A 16911-nucleotide genomic window follows, 5' to 3' on the forward strand; every position below is an offset into this window, starting at 1 on the left:
CAACCGCCACTCCCTAAGGGAAATGGCTTGCAAGCAAACACCCTGCAATTAAGTATCTGCATCATAATTTGCGTAAATACAAGCGAGGCTGGGAGAAATGCTATCTTCTTCCAGCCTCGCTTTTCTCATTATTCAATTAACGGTGATATCGTTCCGTCCGACTATAATGCTCGGAAATATCGGATTGATCCGCAGTGTCTTTCCACTCGGCATCTGTATGTTGGGTCCGCCGCAAAGGTTGTTCTGGGCTAGACTTTAGCTTTGAGGGCTCAGGTTCGGACGATGGCGGAGCTATTGGATTAGTAACAGCGGTTGTTTTTTCTTGATATGCTAGTTGGACTTTGAGAGTAAAGGGTTGGTGTTCTTCCATCACTGTGGAACGTCCTCCACGCTTAAACGGTCCGCCTGCCACAACCGCCGTTGCGATTGATAGGCGGTACTTGGTCAAAGCTTGGGTAGCTGGCATAAGACCGATTTCAGTAATCGTCGCCAAAGACTGACTCTCCATTTGGTTTAAACCACCGTATACTTCAAGCCGATCACCAGTGTTTTTTAGGTTAAAATATGGCAACGCCACTGGATCAGCTAACGCATAAATCTGTCCTTGGGCCTTGGTTTTGAGTTCTTGATAAATATCATCATCAGTTCGGCCCCCGTAGTCAAGATTCAGATACTGAATCGTCGCTAATTGTTGCACCAATTGTTGGATATTGGCCTTCTGCTTGGGTGAGAATGCTAGCGTAGCAGGAAGTAAATTTTCATCTTTAAAAATCCCATTCGTCTGCACATAGCCATGCTGCTGGTAAAAGGCGCGAGCCCGCGCCACTTTTTTCCGTGCTTCTTCCTCTGGATCCTTGGGCGTGATATGCAACCACTGCATAATCACTGGACTAATATCAAATTTCGCCGGTCGATCCGTAAAGAAATACATGACATTTAAATAGGTAAAATATAATAAAATCAAAAATGCTAAGATGAACAATGTGCCTCGTCCCGCAAAACCGTTAGCATAAAAGCGGTAAGCGACATAGAGAAGATAAAAATTCCCCAGCCCACCAAGCACAGTATAAACACGGTTCTTTATTTTGGCATTCATGTTAATGTAGCCAATCCAGCCATTGATCATACTTAAAAGACTAAACATCGGTGATCCTCCTTTCTATAATTATTGCCCACCATTCTGGGTAGTGGTCCCACCGCTTTGCGTTGTTGTGTTTTGATTTTGCGTATTAGTAGCATTACTATTCGTAGTAGCACTAGAACTAGACTTATCAGTAGTCGTGTCATTTTTTGTTGTAGTTGAGCTATCTGCCGTCTGGTTACTATTTTGTCCGGTATTTTCCTGATTAGTATCCGGCGAATACGTCGTTGTCGCCGAACTTGTTGCAGCAGAACTCGAATCTGCACTAGAACTATCTTGTTTTTTGTCTTTGTCTTCCGAACTATTATCCTTTTTACTGTTCTGATCACTGCTGTCCGCTTTTGGAATAGATTCACTCACACTCGAGGACACTTGGGTTATCTGGCGTCCCTCTGATGTATGAGTTACCTTGTTGACCGCAACGTTTGTTGCTCCTAAGGCAAGCACCGCTGACAGAATCGCAAATGGTGTCAACAGTGGTGGTACTCGGTATGCCATTTTATGATCGCTCCATTTCTTTTTCTAGCCTTGCATTACACTGGGCACAAATGCCATAGATTTCAAAAACATGACTTTCAATTGTACACCCAGCCAGTTGCTGTTTAACCTGTTCATCGAACGGACAAACAGCTATCTCTTGGACCCGCCCACACTTCTTACAAATGAAATGGTGGTGATGGTTCTGAAAATCACATTGGTACTTTACACACTTTCCCGTCGGTCGGTTGATTGCTTCCAGAATTCCCATCCGGGTAAAATCTTCGATATTTCGATAAATCGTATTATGACTAACTCCTGGGTAGAGCTGCCGCAAATAAGCATCTACCTGTGTCACTTCAATAAAATGATGCTGAAAATTACTCAAATATTCCAGCATACTTTGCCGTTGCTTAGTCACTTTGTAGTTGTTGCGTCGTAAAATACCCAACGCTTCATCAATCATCTGCTCCACCCCCACTTCGATGATGAATTTTCTTCTCTAGTTTAGCATTCCCACCTCCAGGAGGCGAATTTTATTCTTATTTCTTAGCATATTTTATACAAGCTCCCCCCTTACTTACTAGTTAAATCTCTTTAGCATAAAAATGGGAGCTAAATTAATTTTGACATCTTATTCTCATCTTGTTATTTTTAATATATCTACATTATGGAGGTGAATTTATGGGGCTGAAAGAACGTCTTTTCCAAAAAGAAGATCTTTCCCGTTACTTAGCTTCTGATAAGGGTTTTATTAAAACACTTAACGCTCGTGACCTAATTTCTCTAGGGATCGGCGTGGTAATCGGGACTGGGATCTTCATTTTGCCTGGGACAGTGGCTGCACTGCACAGTGGCCCGGCCATCAGTCTTTCATTTGTTATCGCTGCTTTAGTTTGTTCCCTGTCTGCGATGTGCTATGCTGAGTTGTCCTCTGCTTTACCCGTCGCAGGGAGCGCCTATTCCTTCGGTAACGTGCTGTATGGCGAAAGTATCGGTTGGTTTTTAGGATGGGCCTTGATCTTAGAGTACATGCTCGCCGTAGCTGCTGTTTCAACAGGGTGGGCTTCATATTTTAACTCATTTATCAGTGCCCTGGGCTTGCATATGCCCCAAGCTTTGAGTGGACCGTTTGATCCGGCTCACGGTACATATATTAATATCACTGCCGTCGCCTCTGTTTTAATCGTTGCACTCTTGCTCGCTCATGGTTCGCGGACTTCAGTACGGGTCAATGACATCATGGTAATCGTCAAAGTGATCATCATCTTGATCTTCGTAGTGGTGGGTGCCTTTTTTATTAAGGGCAAAAACCTGCACCCATTTATGCCATATGGCTTCAGTGGGGTTATCAAGGGTTCCTCATTGGTCTTCTTTGCTTACCTTGGTTTTGACGTTGTGGCTGCTTCAGCCGCCGACGTCAAAGATCCCCAAAAAAATATGCCTCGGGGAATCATTGGCACGTTGGTCATTACCACGATTCTTTATATTGCAGTATCCGTGGTCCTCACGGGAATGGTTTATTACAAACAGCTAGACGTCAGCAACCCAGTGGCTTATGCCTTACAGCTGGTCCACCAGGACTGGGTCGCTGCTATCCTCTCAGTGGGGGCTTTGGCAGGGATGGCAACTAGCATGATTTCCACCATGTTTAGTTCCACCCGCCTGATCTATTCTATCGGTCGCGATGGGTTGTTCCCGGAAGCGTTAGGAAAGATCAATCCTAAGACTAAAGTCCCTACCAATAGTTTGATCATTGTAACCATCATTATCGCTTTCTTTGGCGGGGTAGTTTCTTTGGATCAGATCACTAGCTTGGTCAACATTGGTACCTTACTAGCCTTTACTTTTGTATCCTATGGTGTTATCCGGCTGCGTAAGCGTCCTGATATTGAGAATACGGGATTTAAAGTTCCTTTCTATCCCGTCTTACCGCTTATTTCGGTTATTATGTGTCTAGCCTTGATGACCCAATTACCAGCGGAAACATGGTTGGCATCCTTGGTATGGTTTATCATCGGAGCAGTAATTTACCTAAGTTATGGCATTAGGCACAGCAAGTTAAATAAAGTTGACTAATTTTATAAGGCGGGGAGAAAATTCTATTTTTCTTCCTAGCCTTATTTTTGTTCACTAATAACACACCAATAACGTGAAGAATAAAAAAGGAGCAGTCCATTTACTATGAACACGCTCCAATGTTAGGGTTATAATTATGAAAATTTTTTTGTTCATTGTTAGGATTTAGGGAGAAAAAGAACAAAATTTTCAATTTAGGGGAGTCAGTTAATTGCTATTAACTGATTGTCTTTATCATACGCAGTATTTGTGATGAATTTGTGAAGAATTTTCTACAAAAAGTTAAAACAAGTTAAAAATATCTAGTGTTATTTTACTAGGGTTGTTACTAAAAGGCCGAGGCTGGAAGAAAACAATGTTTTCTCACCAGCCTCGGCCTTTATCCCTAATATTTTCCAGTTGCGTTTAATAGCTAATTAAAATAGCCAACAATCAGTTTCTTATAGGCCTCAATCGTTGCTAAATAGCTACTGATCGAAGTGTATTCATCTACTTGATGGGCGACATTCCAATCATCTGGTCCGAGCAGTACCACAGGCAAGTCAGGATTGGATTTAACAAATACCGATGCATCCGTCGCTCCGTTGATCGTTGTCAACATTGGTTCAGCATGGTCTGGGTAGGCCGCATATGCGGCCTGACTGCTTGCTAATGCTAACTGCACCAAAGATGCCTTAGGATCCGTTCCGACCGGTCGCCAATCGTGGAGCACTTCGAGGGTCAGTTGCGCCTGCCCTTGGGCATTGATTCGAGCTACCAGTTTCTGCAATCTCTGACTAACTAACTCATTGCCAAAGACTTTGGTGGCACGAATATTCCCGTAAAGTTCGGCATGATCGGGAATCGTATTGACCTGGTCTCCGCCATGCATAATCGTAACACTATGCTTTACCTCACCAAGGTAAGGATCCGCCGGCACATCGGCAAAGAGAGTTCGTTCGGCAACACAGAAATCCACTAGCGCTGCTAGGGCATTCTTACCCTGACTGGGTTCGGACGAATGAACAGCTTTTCCCTGGCTGACAACCCGGTAGTTAAAACTTCCCGCATGTGCGTACACAATATTCCCACTCGTTGGTTCACCGACTACTAGTGCAGCTAAGTCGCGGGCTAGGCCCACTTTTTCCAACCGGTTAGCCCCCGGCGTTCCATATTCTTCACCAGCAGTAGCTAACCACCGTACATGCCCGGGTAATTTTCCTACACTGACAAGTTCAATGAGGGCTAACACCTGAGCAGCAAGCCCACTTTTCATATCAGCAGCCCCGCGTCCGTAGATCCGGTCCCCCTGGACATGAGCCGCTAGTGGGGAATAAGTCCACTGATCAGTATCCCCTAAAGCCACCGTGTCCATGTGTCCGGTAATCCCTAAAACTGGGTCCCCCGTTCCGATATCAAGAACTAGGTTGGCACGGTTGGGGGCAAATTCCAAAACCTTGGCTGCTAGTCCATATTGTTGCAACAAGTGCTGTAAGTACGTTGCAACTGCTAATTCGTTCCCATTAGCTGTATCAATTTGCAATAAATCGCGCAAGACCTTGATTTTACTTGCCTTATCCATGATCAGACATCTCTTTTCTTATATTAACGTGCTTGATGATTAAACTTCTTGGCTAAACCATCGCCAACTAACTGGATTATTAACACTAATAATAAAACTAGCAGCGTTGCAACAATGGTAATGTCATTGTTAAAGCGGTTATAGCCATAAGCAATAGCTGTATTACCTAAACCACCGGCACCGATTGCCCCTGCCATCGCCGTTAACCCGACTAAACTGATCAGGGTTACCGTTGAAACCCGGATCAATTCAGCCCGAGCTTCCCGCAGATAAACATCCACAATAATATCTGTATTGGTGGCCCCTAAAGCTTGGGCAGCTTCAACCTTACCACTATCTACACTTTCCAAGGCCACTTGTACTTGACGGGCGTAAAAAGGAAAGACACCCAAAGATAACGGAACAATCGCTGCCGTCGTCCCAATCTGAGTTCCGACAATCAATTGCGTAAACGGAGCAATTACCGCCAGCAAAATAATAAATGGTACGGCCCGAAAAAGGGAGACTACCTTGTCACAAAAACCGAACCAGAATTTATTAGGTAAAATTCCATCCGGTTTACTTACAACTAGGGCAATCCCAAAGACCACCCCTAGCAAACCACCAAAAATAGCCGGCCAAAAAGTCATGTAGAGGGTTTGGACGATGGCTGTTCCCCAGCCACTATCGCCAGACCAGCCTAAATTGACTACATTTGGCAAATATTCATTCAAAAAGTTAGTCATTCCAAATCCCCCGTTCATCAATCCGTGTCACTTCAACATCTTTGTCTCCTAAGAAGGCGGGAACACTAGCCAGCTGGTCATCGTTTCCTTTAACTAGGATAAACATTGTCCCAACTGGTTCGTTGCCTAAAACCTCAATGTTCCCGTAAAGCATCGATACATCCAAGCCTAATTCGCGATATAGATCCAAAATGATCGACTTAGTTAAGTTAGCCGCGGAAAAGACAACTTGGAATAGCCCCTGGTCTGCTTCCAGTTTGCCCAAGTTGAAGGCTTTAAGAGTTTCAATCGCTGCTAAAGATCCTCCAACAAACTGGCGACTGAGTTCTGCTTTGGGACGCAAGTAAACATCCCGCAGACTTCCTTGTTCGATAATTTCTCCATGTTGCATAACTGCAATCTTGTTAGCCACGCGCTTGACCGCATCCATTTCGTGAGTAATCAAGACAATCGTTAAGCCTAATTTTTGGTTGAGATCCTTTAATAAGTCCAAAATCTGGTTGGTATTGCGTGGATCCAAAGCCGAAGTAGCTTCATCAGAGATCAAGATTTCCGGATCATTAGCCAACGCCCGGGCAATCGCCACCCGCTGTTGTTCCCCCCCAGATAACTGGACTGGATAGAAGTTAGCTTTGTCCTTTAATCCTACTAAATCCAACAACTTGAGTGCTTTGGTTTCGATCTCCTGATCTGAAAGGGGACTATGGCGCAAAGCAAACATCACATTATCAGCCACAGTGGTTTCATTCAAGAGATTGAAATGTTGGAAGATCATCCCAATATTCCGCCGCTTAGCCTGTAACTCTTTGGGGGTAACCTGCTGCTTGTGATCCGCAAAAAGCGTTGTCCCCGCAACTGTGATTTTTCCAGCTGTTGGCTTTTGTAAAAGATTGATGGTACGCACCAACGTTGACTTTCCGGCCCCAGAATAACCTACAATTCCGAAAATATCCCCCTGTTCAACATTCAAGTTGACATTTTTAACTGCAGTGACCGTCCGTCCTTTTTGTTGGAAGGACACTTCAATATTTTCTAGTTTAATGATGTCTGCCATATGGTCCTCCTTATTTCAACTTAATATCCCATGCAGTGACTTCTTTATTACCATAGTACTTGTGCAACAGGCGCTTAACTTCCTTAGTTTGGTAAGACTTTACCACATCTTTATATGCTTGGTTGTTCTTATCCTTCTTGTTAGCAGCAAAGACATTGATCCATTGTTCAGAGTCTTTGTTCAAAGGTTCAACGTAGATTGTTTGCTTATCCCCTAACTTAGCCGGAATTGCATATGTGTTGTTAACAACCGCAGCATCCACATCCTTCAGCGAACGAGCAGTTTGTTCTGCCCCTAATTCCTTGATCTTAAGTTCTTTAGGGTTCTTGTCAATATCAGCAATCGTTGCTAATTTACCTGTTCCCTTCTTAAAAGTGATCAAACCTGCATTTTTCAAAACATAAAGGGCCCGACTTTCATTGGAAGCATCGTTAGGAACTGCAATAGTAGCTCCTTGTGGTAACTCATTAAGTTTGTGATACTTTTCTGAGTAGAGCCGAATTGGGGCAATGACCGTACTCCCAATGCTTACCAGGTCACCTTTGTTGGCCTTGTTCCAAGCATTTAAGAATGCTGTGTGTTGGAAGTTGTTTAAATCAATATCGCCATTTTGAAGAGCTTTGTTGGGTTGGTTATAGTCAGTAAAATCCTTCAACTGAACGGTTACCCCATACTTATCCTTAGCTGTTTTCTTTACTTGATCCCAAATCTTTTCATCCTGGTTAGAGATCCCCACTACCCCAACCGTAACTGTTTTGTTTTGTTGGGTCCGTTTATGGACAAGTGAGAAAATTCCTCCTCCGATAATAGCTACCAGTACGACTAACCAAATAATTAAATTCTTTCTTCTTCTCATAATTCATTTCCTCCCTTGTATCCTTGCTGATATCTTTTTCCTAACCAATTAAATTATCCCAAAAAAAATCGCCCTTTATCAACTATCTTGATAAAGGACGATTGCTCGTGGTGCCACCTTACTTCACCGAGCCCCTCACAGAGCCCAGCCTCTCTAGGTTTCTCCCCGGGACGTCTCCTGAGGAAATACCTTGCACTAGTAACGTGTGCAAACCCGTTGTTGACTAAATATCGTCAACACCATTCCCAGTCCATCTTCAGAACTTTCAACCACTCCTTCACACCACCCAGGAGCTCTCTGTAGCTATATCCGGTTCCTACTCTACTGTTCATAACGTTTCTTTTGAGTAACTTATTATTGATTATGGAAACATTATAACTTAATTCTCATTTTCGTCAACATTTTTGACGAATTTTTTTCGCGTTATTTTAGGCTTCTCCCTTAAAGCGTGGTAAACTTGAGAAAAATCATTATTATTTAGGAGGGATTTTCTCAATGAAATTTAATCAATTTGCATTCCATACTCCTGATCTCGCAACCCAAATATCAGAGCTCAAGCAATTACGCTTCCTTCCGGCCGACTTCACGGTCACAGCGACTAATCCCACGACTCTATGGCTGCGCCTGCTCCAACAAACCCAGGTTCAGGCCTTGACGCCAGCTGGAAAGAATGCGGCTGTGGCAGAATATTTGGCTACTCCCACCACTTCTGTCCCTGAGTTTGTTAACCGGCATGCAGTTGATGCGACTGCTTTCTACACTGTTGCCCTCCAGCTTTTAGGCTTTGAACATGGGGAAGACTTTACTATTGGTGATCCTTTCCCTGCTATGAACCGATTTCACCTTCCCTATCATTCTCCACTAACTACTACCAGTGATGTCGTCACTGCATGGTATAACTTACTCAACACCTTTACTAAGGGCGGATATGTTTACCTCGATCACCTGGCAGCAGCAGGCTACTTCCATCAATTTGATAACCTGCCACAACCGCTGTTTTTCAATGGTAAAGCCCAGCCCGTTTTTGCTACCGATAATCTTGTCCGCGAAGTTGTCTACGTTGAATCAGACTTAGATACCGATCATGATAGTCGCGCAGACCGCTTAAAGACTATCATCATTCGCCCACAGGCAACTAATCAAGGGATCCAGGTCCCAGTCGTATTCACTGCCAGCCCGTATAACCAGGGAACAAATGATGCAGCTGGGGACCGGATGATGCACGATGTCAACGTGCCATTGACCAAAAAGCCTGTCCAAGCGCTAACTTACACAGATATTGCCTATCAAGCACCAACAGTGCCTACACCCCAAAAGACGGTTCCTACCGATACGGTCACAGCGGCCACGGAGACTTTTTCTACTGAGCCAAGCGTCAAGTTGAATGAATATTTCCTTGCTCGGGGCTTCGCGGCCGTCTATTCTGCCGGAATTGGGACCAAGGACTCTGATGGGGTAAGAACTACTGGTGATCCAGCCGAAACAGCCGCGGCAGTGGCCGTAATTGAATGGCTTAACGGCAACCGCCCCGCCTATACTGATAGAACGGGATCAACCGCTATTACCGCTTGGTGGACGACTGGCAATGTGGCTATGACCGGCAAATCTTATCTCGGCACCCTGGCAACTGCTGCTGCTACTACCGGAGTTGACGGTCTCAAAACAGTAATCTCTGAGGCCGCTATTTCTAACTGGTATGACTATTATCGTGAAGGCGGACTAGTTGTTGCTCCTGGAGGCTTCCCTGGTGAAGATGCCGATGTTTTGGCCGAAGAATGCTTTAGTCGTCAAAAAACAGCTAATGATTACCTTCACATCAAGAAATATTTCCATGAGCAACTGGCGGCGATAACCGCTGGCCAAGACCGGACAACTGGATCTTACAATGCCTTTTGGGATGCACGCAACTATCTTAAAGATACTGCTCATATTACTGCTGATGTTCTCATCGTTCATGGCCTCAATGATCAAAATGTCAAGCCCGTCCATGCCTACAATCTCTGGCACAAACTGGCGCCACTATCGGGCACCCGTAAGTTGATCCTCCACCAGGGCCAACATATTTATATCAACAACTTCCAGTCACTTGATTTTTCTGACATGATGAACCTGTGGCTCTCCCATGAGCTCTACGGCATCGACAATGGGGCGCCGCAACTTCTCCCGGACGTCTTGGTTCAGGACAATAGCCAACCTGCTACCTGGCATACCTTTTCTGATTGGGGCGGAAAACCTAACCAAACCCTCTACCTAGGAGAAAAACAGCTTAGGACGCAACGTCAACTTCAAGTTCCAATAGCATCATTCACTGATCAATTGGATCCAGTAGATTTTGACTTTTATACTCATAATCTTGACCAATGGGAAAATGACCTGCTTACCCTAAAGACAACTAAGCTAACCAGTCAGCGCCTTGTCTTTCTGACCAAACCGCTCCAACAGGATCAATACCTGCAAGGCCTACCTCAAGTCAGTTTACGTGTCGCTTCTGACCAGGATATTGGTTTAATCAGCTGTATGCTGGTTGATTATGGGACTGCCCGGCGACTTAAAGCGGATCCTACCCCACTGCGGGGCTTCTCTATTCCTTATGGCTATCAATGGCAAGACAACCAGTTGCATGAATTTACTTTGGCAAAGCAACCTAGTTCGTTTAAGCTGATCAGTCGTGGGCATATCAACCTTCAAAACAGGACCAACCTCTGGCAGGCCGATCCTGTTGAGCCTGGTTCATTTTATCAAGTTGACCTGTCCCTGCAGCCAGCCTATTACCACCTACTAGCAGGCCATCAACTGGGCCTGGTAATTTGCGCAACCGATATGCCAATGACTATTCGGGGCAACCAGGGGATTACTTATTCAATTGACCCATCTAAGTCACACATTGAGTTGCAGATGACACCATTCCATTAATACACTGCTTTAGCTAAAAAAGCTGCGAGGATATTTCTCGCAGCTTCTTTTTTAGTTAGTTTCTACTTGTCGATACTGGTCAGATTCACTATCGAACGTGAATTTTGCATGCTTAGTAGCTGTTTCAACCACAATATGCTGGTACACCGGCTTGAAGTCATGCTTCTGTAACTGGACCTCAATTTGATCGTTAGCTACATTGATAACATATTCATTGAATTCACCTTGCTGATACTTGAAATCCTGCCCATTGTCTTGATAGTGGCAATACGTACCCTGGTTACCGTATACCTTGAATGTCATCATCTTTTCTGGTTCATCACTGACGTGCATTACCTTATTCCCCCACGGGATGATCGTATCTTTCCGGACAAACAAAGGAAGAGTATCCAGTGGAGCATCAACCATAACATACCGCTGTCCCGCATATTCCGTATTGTTCCAGAAATCGACCCATTCACCAGCAGGAAGATAAACCATTCGCTTGGTAGCCCCTTGATTAACAATCGGAGCTACTAAAATATTGTCGCCCACCAGGTATTGATCGTTTAAGTTCCAGGTTTCCCGATCTTGAGGATAGTTCAACACTAATGGCCGCATTACTGGCAAGCCTGATGTTTCAGCTTGGTGGAATTGGTCATACAGGTAAGGAATCAGCCGGTACCGCAAGTTTAGGTACTTCCGATAAATGTCTAACGTCTGCTGGTCAAATGACCATGGTTCCTGATACCGTGATCCCAGAATTGAGTGATTCCGCATCAATGGTACTAAAACAGAAGCTTCAACCCACCGCGTCAATAATTCTGGGGTTGTATCTTCCTGGAATCCGCCAATATCTGTTCCGGCAAAGGCAAAGCCACTCATCCCTAAGCCATTTAGTTGGGGAATCGCTAACTGTAAATGCGACCAGACTGCAGCATTATCGCCTGTCCAAACGGTTGAATACTTCTGTGTGCCAGCATAAGCTGCCCGGGTAATGATGTATGGTCGCTGCTGCGTGGCAGCTTTCATTCCTTCGTAGGCTGCTTGCGATTGAAGATGACCAAATACATTGTGCATCTTGGCATGGGTCGTCTTTTCCTGTCCATTATGGAAAACTAGATCATCTGGAAGTTGCCCTTTAGCCCTAAAGTTGGCTGGTTCATCCATATCATTCCAAATCCCACAAGCTCCCATATCAGCAAAGAACTTAATATGCTTAGCCCACCATGCTCTAACATCTGGGTTGCCAAAATCAGGGAACACAGAATCACCAGGCCAAACTGACCCAATATAGACGCTTCCATCTGGATTTGTAACAAAGTAACCTTTAGCCATACCTTCCTTGTAAATGTCATACTTATCATCCACTTTGACACCAGCGTCTAGGATTGGCATCAAACGAATGCCCCGTTCGCGCATCTTTTGGACAAAGGCTTTCGGATCAGTAAACTTTGTCGTGTCCCAGGTAAAATCACGGTAGCCCCGCATATAGTCAATATCCAGATGAATAACATCTAACGGAAGATCATACTCTGCAAACTTATCTGCAATATCTTCCACGCGCGTATCGCTGATACTATATCCCCAACGAGATTGTTGATAACCTAGCATCCATTTTTGAGGAAGGGGTGTTCTCCCTGTTAGGTAAGTGTAGTTAGCAACGACGGCTTGTAGCGTTTGCCCACCTAAAACATAGTAGTCAACGTTGCCTCCCACTGCAGAGTAGAAATAATAATTATCGCTCTCTTTGCCTAGATCAAAATGGCTCTTATAAGTATCATCAAAAAACAGACCATACGGATAACCATTTTTCATCCCATATACAACTGGGATCGACTTATATAGGTGGGTTTGACTATCATTATGTAACACTGGAACATCCGTATTCCAATTGTCATATTCATAGCCCCGCTTGTTCAAAAAGCCTGTTTTTCCACCCAAGCCATAAAAGACTTCATCCTTTGCTAACGATTTGAGGATTTCAAAGTTAACATTATCTGGAGTGGCTTTAGCGTGGACAGCATGCCCCTCTGACATAACTGTATTCCGGTGCTCATCATCCATATCTGTTGGTAACATTTGCCGTTCACCACGGTAATCCAAAACCAACGGATGATTTTGTGCATCATAAAAATCGATCTTCCGATCAGGATATACTTTACCAATTAACGCAGTGGTCTGGACTTCGATATGATCACCGCAATCAGTAACTGTGTAGTCTGTCGGTTGTTTTTTATTTCCTTCAATTGCATATGAGTTAGTTGCACAACCATGATCCTCAAATACCTCAATAATTTCTGGGGTAATAATATTGAGAATTATTTCTTTGCCTGTGGCGAAATCAAGTGTAATTTTCTGGTTGTCATCTTGATAACCAAATTTCTGGTTATTCATTGTCATTAACTCCCTTATTATGGACTTGAAGTTTAATGTAATTCGTTTACCACCTTTACCTTACCACTTTACGTAAACGTTTACAATAGCCTGATATCAACTAAATAACTCTTTCGCATAACTTCGAAAATACAGTATAATTAAGGCAATGACACTAAAAAGGACGTGTTCACTAATGGGAGTTACCATTAAAGATGTCGCTAGAGCGGCCAATGTTTCGACTGCTACTGTTTCCCGAGTACTAGCCAATAAAGAGGGCTCATACCGCGAAGAAACTGCTCAAAAGGTGCGCCAAATCGCTGCGGAAATGGGCTACCACCGTAATGTTTCCGCTGCAGAGTTAGCAGCTAATGAAATTAAAACTATTGCTATCATTCTTAACAATACTAAAACTCACTTTTGGCAAGACGTTTTAGATGGAATCCAAGACGGCATTCAAGCTCACCATCGAAATTCAATTATTTTTTATGCAGGAGATAATGATAGCGCTATGCTCACTCAAGCAATCAATTCCGCATTGGCACGCTCGGTTTCTGGAATTCTCCTTGTTGCTGCTAAAGCGAGTCATGACCAGCTCCAACTCTTAGATAAGTCCGGCATCCCCTACCGCTTTGTTTCTATCTATGGCGAACATAATGATTCCAGTAAATTTATCAGTTCCGACAATATTGAAATTGGTCAAGTAGCCACCCAATACCTGCTCCAACATGGCCACCGGCGGATTGGATTGGTAGGAATCGACAACTCTCCTACTGGACATCAGCGTCTACTTGGTTATGAAAAAGCCATGCTTAGTGCTAACCAAGTAATCGAACCCCATTGGATTCAATACGGGGATTATAGTCTTGCCAGTGCGCAAGCAGCATTTGCCACGATCCAACGCTTACACCTCACGGCAATAGTGGCTGCGAGCGATCTGGTTGGAGCTGGATTGATTAAAGCTGCCCACACAGCCGGATTGAAACTTCCTGATGATCTTTCAATTATTAGTATCGACGGTACTTTTATCTGTGATATCACAGTGCCACAAATGACCAGTGTTACCCAAGACTTTTACTTAATGGGCAAAACAAGTGTTGAAAACCTCATTCAAACCAATGGCTCTCAATTCATTCCTGTTGCAATAACCGCAAGAGAAAGTGTAACAACCATCTAAAAAGCCTAAGACTTGCCAGGCGCTTTATGCACCTTCCGGTCTTAGGCTTCATTTTTAGGTTCTATTTAATTATTTCTTGGCAACACCTTCGTGAATATGGTGAACACACAAGGCACCAATTGCTAGGGAGATACCGGCAATTAACATCATCATCGGCTGGCTCTTCCCAGTCATTGGGAAGATCACAAAACTCAACAGGGATGCGATAATTTGTGGCAAACAGATCCCAATGTTGAACAAACCCATGTATGCTCCTTCATTTTCACCATTCAAAGATGACGTTAACAACGTAAAGGGAATAGTGTGGATAGTAAAATAGGCAATTCCAAACAGAATAAAGGCAATAATAGTTAGCATTTGATTATGTGCAAATGAAACGAGAATCAAACCTAAGCTGCCCAAACCTAGACCCAGAGCATACCATTGCTTCCGCGCATTAGCTTTAGATTTGGAATACAAGAACCCCCAGCAAATACCAGCAATACTCAAAATAGCTGTTAAAACACCATACCAATTACCAGCTGCTTGGAAGCCTGCACTGGTTGGGTTGGAAGTTCCCCAAACATTCTTAGCTAGCGTACCAGTAGTATACGTCCAAACATACATTACCCCAACCCAGCTAAAAAATTGAACCAAGCAAATTTCATAGAAGGACTTAGGCGCCGTCTTTAACAAATGCCATAAGGAAACCGACTGAGTATTGGCTGCTGGATCGATTCCATGATACTTAGCATAAGTCTTAGGGTCATATTCCTTAACATTGAAAACAGTCCACATACTAGTGATGAACAAAACGGCAGCTGCTACAACGTAAGCCCAAATAACCGTATTTGGTACTACCCCACGCTTAGCAGTATTGTGCATGCCCAACAAAGCAAAAACAAATGGTAGCAACGATGCTAAAATACCACCACCGTTAAAGAAAATCTGTTGCCATGACCAGGCAAAATTCTTCTGTTTATTATTTACCATATCTCCAACAATCATTCTAAATGGTTGCATGCAGATATTATTAAATAAGTCCATGAAGCAGACTGCAAAGGCAGCAAAAACCATCGCTGCCACTGAACCATAGCCAAAACCTAAAGAACCTGTAAATGGTGGTAGCATCAGTAAAACTAACGCAGCAACTGGTGCCCCAAATAGCAGATATGGCATTCGCCGTCCGAAACGATTCCATGTACGATCAGAATACTTACCAATCAACGGTTGAACAATCATCCCCATTAGTGGTGGGAAGATAAAGAAGAAACCTAGTGTATTGGGGTTAGCTCCGATTGATTGAAAAATTCGGCTCATTTGGGAACTTTGGAGCGAAAAGCCCATGTTAATCCCTAAAAAGCCAAACGTGATAGCAAAAATCACCCGCCGTGACAGATCAGGCAAGTTAGCGTCAAGATCAACCCGTTCTTTTTGGGTTACTTGCGGCTGACTCTCGTGGTGAATATGGTGATTAGTATGTGTTGCATCCATGTTAACACTCCCTTTTATCGAAAAATCATTCACTTCAGGTAAACGTTTACATAAACTACAACTATTATCCTAGCACTCCTACAAAATAATGCAAGCGTTTTTAAGAAAACGTTTACTTTATAATGGGTTTTAATGCAAAAAACTTCCTAAGTTGCAGATCATCCCCCAACTTAAGAAGTTTTCCAATCATTAGTAATCTATTTTTTCTTGCTCATTACGAATGATTAATTTTCTTCCCACAACTTAATCAATGCTTGCGTCCCATCATCGCCATGGTGGCGTTCATCTACGAGTTCTGTGTACAAGCGCTTAGCAGTAGCTGTGCCAGGCAAGTCAAGGTGCATAGCTTCTGCTTCAGCAAGTGCGATCCGTAAGTCCTTGAGAAAATGCTTGGCAAAAAAGCCGGGTGTATAGTCTTGAGCTAAGATCCGTGGGCCATACGTGCCCATGCTAAAATTGGCCGCTGCCCCACCTTGGAGGGTCTGAATAACTTGCTTAGTATCCAAGCCCGCATGTCGTGCATAAACCAGCGCCTCTGTCATCCCTGTCATTGTACCCGCAATCATAATCTGGTTGGCCATCTTGGCATGCTGGCCTGCACCCCAACTGCCGAAGTAATTAATTTCCTTGCTAAAACTGGTCATTAAGGGGCGGAGCTGATTTAGGGGCGCCGCAGGGCCCCCAACCATTACTGTCAAGGTCCCGTTTTTTGCCCCAATATCACCTCCAGAAACCGGGGCATCTAAAACAGCAACCCCTTGCTCCTGCCCTAACTGTCCCAACTTTTGAGCTAGTGATGGCTTGCTAGTCGTCATATCAACCATAATTTGTCCGGGATGGGCATGGGCTAAAAGACCATTTTCACCTAGATAAACTTGTTCGACATCTTGGGGGAAACCTACCATTGTGAAAATCACATCCGCTTGTTCAGCTAGAGCAGCTGGGCTATCCACCCATTGAGCACCAGCAGCTACTACTGTCTGTGCGTGAGCCTTTGTGCGGTTAAAAACCTGCACTTGATAGCCTGCACGTAATAGGTTTTGGATAATTCCCGTTCCCATAACCCCTGTTCCGATAAAACCAATTTGCATCGTCATCAC

13 protein-coding genes and 1 other annotated feature are annotated in these 16911 nt (G+C 44.0%); of the genes, 3 read left to right on the forward strand and 10 right to left on the reverse strand.

The features are described 5' to 3' along the window. Nucleotides 1–136 precede the first annotated feature (136 nt). Genes V3C97_RS06735 through V3C97_RS06745 form a run of 3 tightly spaced genes read right to left on the reverse strand, consistent with a single transcriptional unit; the run spans nucleotide 137 to nucleotide 2084 of the window. Nucleotides 137–1144 (reverse strand): DUF6681 family protein, encoded by a 1008-nt coding sequence (locus tag V3C97_RS06735; protein ID WP_317294372.1) that lies wholly within the window; start codon nucleotides 1142–1144, stop codon nucleotides 137–139. A 21-nt stretch (nucleotides 1145–1165) separates the two neighbouring features. After that, complete coding sequence (locus V3C97_RS06740) at nucleotides 1166–1639, reverse strand: hypothetical protein (RefSeq protein WP_317294373.1); 474 nt, start codon at nucleotides 1637–1639, stop codon at nucleotides 1166–1168. Between the two features lies 1 nt (nucleotide 1640). Next, nucleotides 1641–2084 carry a Fur family transcriptional regulator gene (locus V3C97_RS06745; protein WP_283146958.1) on the reverse strand — a complete coding sequence of 148 codons (444 nt, stop codon included), beginning with the start codon at nucleotides 2082–2084 and terminating at the stop codon, nucleotides 1641–1643. Between the two features lie 218 nt (nucleotides 2085–2302). On the opposite strand from V3C97_RS06745, the gene V3C97_RS06750 reads away from it, so the two are divergent. After that, nucleotides 2303–3697 (forward strand): APC family permease, encoded by a 1395-nt coding sequence (locus V3C97_RS06750; RefSeq protein ID WP_338434069.1) that lies wholly within the window; start codon nucleotides 2303–2305, stop codon nucleotides 3695–3697. Between the two features lie 412 nt (nucleotides 3698–4109). Here V3C97_RS06750 and V3C97_RS06755 read toward each other — a convergent pair whose 3' ends face one another. The 4 genes from V3C97_RS06755 to V3C97_RS06770 are packed head-to-tail and all read right to left on the reverse strand — an operon-like array spanning nucleotide 4110 to nucleotide 7893. Further along, nucleotides 4110–5258, reverse strand: coding sequence for an ArgE/DapE family deacylase (locus V3C97_RS06755; protein ID WP_338434070.1), 1149 nt, complete (start codon nucleotides 5256–5258; stop codon nucleotides 4110–4112). A 23-nt stretch (nucleotides 5259–5281) separates the two neighbouring features. Continuing rightward, nucleotides 5282–5983, reverse strand: coding sequence for a methionine ABC transporter permease (locus tag V3C97_RS06760; RefSeq protein WP_338434071.1), 702 nt, complete (start codon nucleotides 5981–5983; stop codon nucleotides 5282–5284). Next, complete coding sequence (locus V3C97_RS06765; RefSeq protein ID WP_283590089.1) at nucleotides 5976–7037, reverse strand: methionine ABC transporter ATP-binding protein; 1062 nt, start codon at nucleotides 7035–7037, stop codon at nucleotides 5976–5978. Before V3C97_RS06765 ends, V3C97_RS06760 begins: the two co-directional genes overlap by 8 nt. Before the next feature lie 10 nt (nucleotides 7038–7047). Next, complete coding sequence (locus V3C97_RS06770; protein ID WP_009551195.1) at nucleotides 7048–7893, reverse strand: MetQ/NlpA family ABC transporter substrate-binding protein; 846 nt, start codon at nucleotides 7891–7893, stop codon at nucleotides 7048–7050. A gap of 90 nt (nucleotides 7894–7983) precedes the next feature. Then, nucleotides 7984–8234, reverse strand: a binding site (T-box leader). 154 nt (nucleotides 8235–8388) lie between these two features. Here V3C97_RS06770 and V3C97_RS06775 point away from each other — a divergent pair. Beyond that, nucleotides 8389–10806: a Xaa-Pro dipeptidyl-peptidase gene (locus V3C97_RS06775; protein ID WP_338434072.1), complete on the forward strand. Its 2418-nt coding sequence runs from the start codon at nucleotides 8389–8391 to the stop codon at nucleotides 10804–10806. A gap of 51 nt (nucleotides 10807–10857) precedes the next feature. Here V3C97_RS06775 and V3C97_RS06780 read toward each other — a convergent pair whose 3' ends face one another. Further along, a complete protein-coding gene (locus V3C97_RS06780) occupies nucleotides 10858–13182 on the reverse strand; it encodes a glycoside hydrolase family 31 protein (RefSeq protein WP_283590091.1) in 2325 nt (774 codons plus the stop codon). A gap of 175 nt (nucleotides 13183–13357) precedes the next feature. On the opposite strand from V3C97_RS06780, the gene V3C97_RS06785 reads away from it, so the two are divergent. After that, nucleotides 13358–14338, forward strand: a complete 981-nt coding sequence (locus V3C97_RS06785) for a LacI family DNA-binding transcriptional regulator (RefSeq protein WP_338434073.1) — start codon at nucleotides 13358–13360, stop codon at nucleotides 14336–14338. Between the two features lie 69 nt (nucleotides 14339–14407). Here the strand turns inward: V3C97_RS06785 and V3C97_RS06790 are convergent, their stop codons facing one another. Together V3C97_RS06790 and V3C97_RS06795 are read right to left on the reverse strand one after the other, a co-directional pair. Then, on the reverse strand, nucleotides 14408–15811 hold the full coding sequence (locus V3C97_RS06790) for an SLC45 family MFS transporter (RefSeq protein ID WP_338434074.1): 1404 nt from the start codon (nucleotides 15809–15811) through the stop codon (nucleotides 14408–14410). 224 nt (nucleotides 15812–16035) lie between these two features. After that, nucleotides 16036–16908, reverse strand: coding sequence for an NAD(P)-dependent oxidoreductase (locus V3C97_RS06795; protein ID WP_338434075.1), 873 nt, complete (start codon nucleotides 16906–16908; stop codon nucleotides 16036–16038). Nucleotides 16909–16911 lie beyond the last annotated feature (3 nt).

The sequence above is a fragment of the Ligilactobacillus saerimneri genome, from assembly GCF_036689625.1.
In the GTDB taxonomy this organism is placed as follows: domain Bacteria; phylum Bacillota; class Bacilli; order Lactobacillales; family Lactobacillaceae; genus Ligilactobacillus; species Ligilactobacillus saerimneri.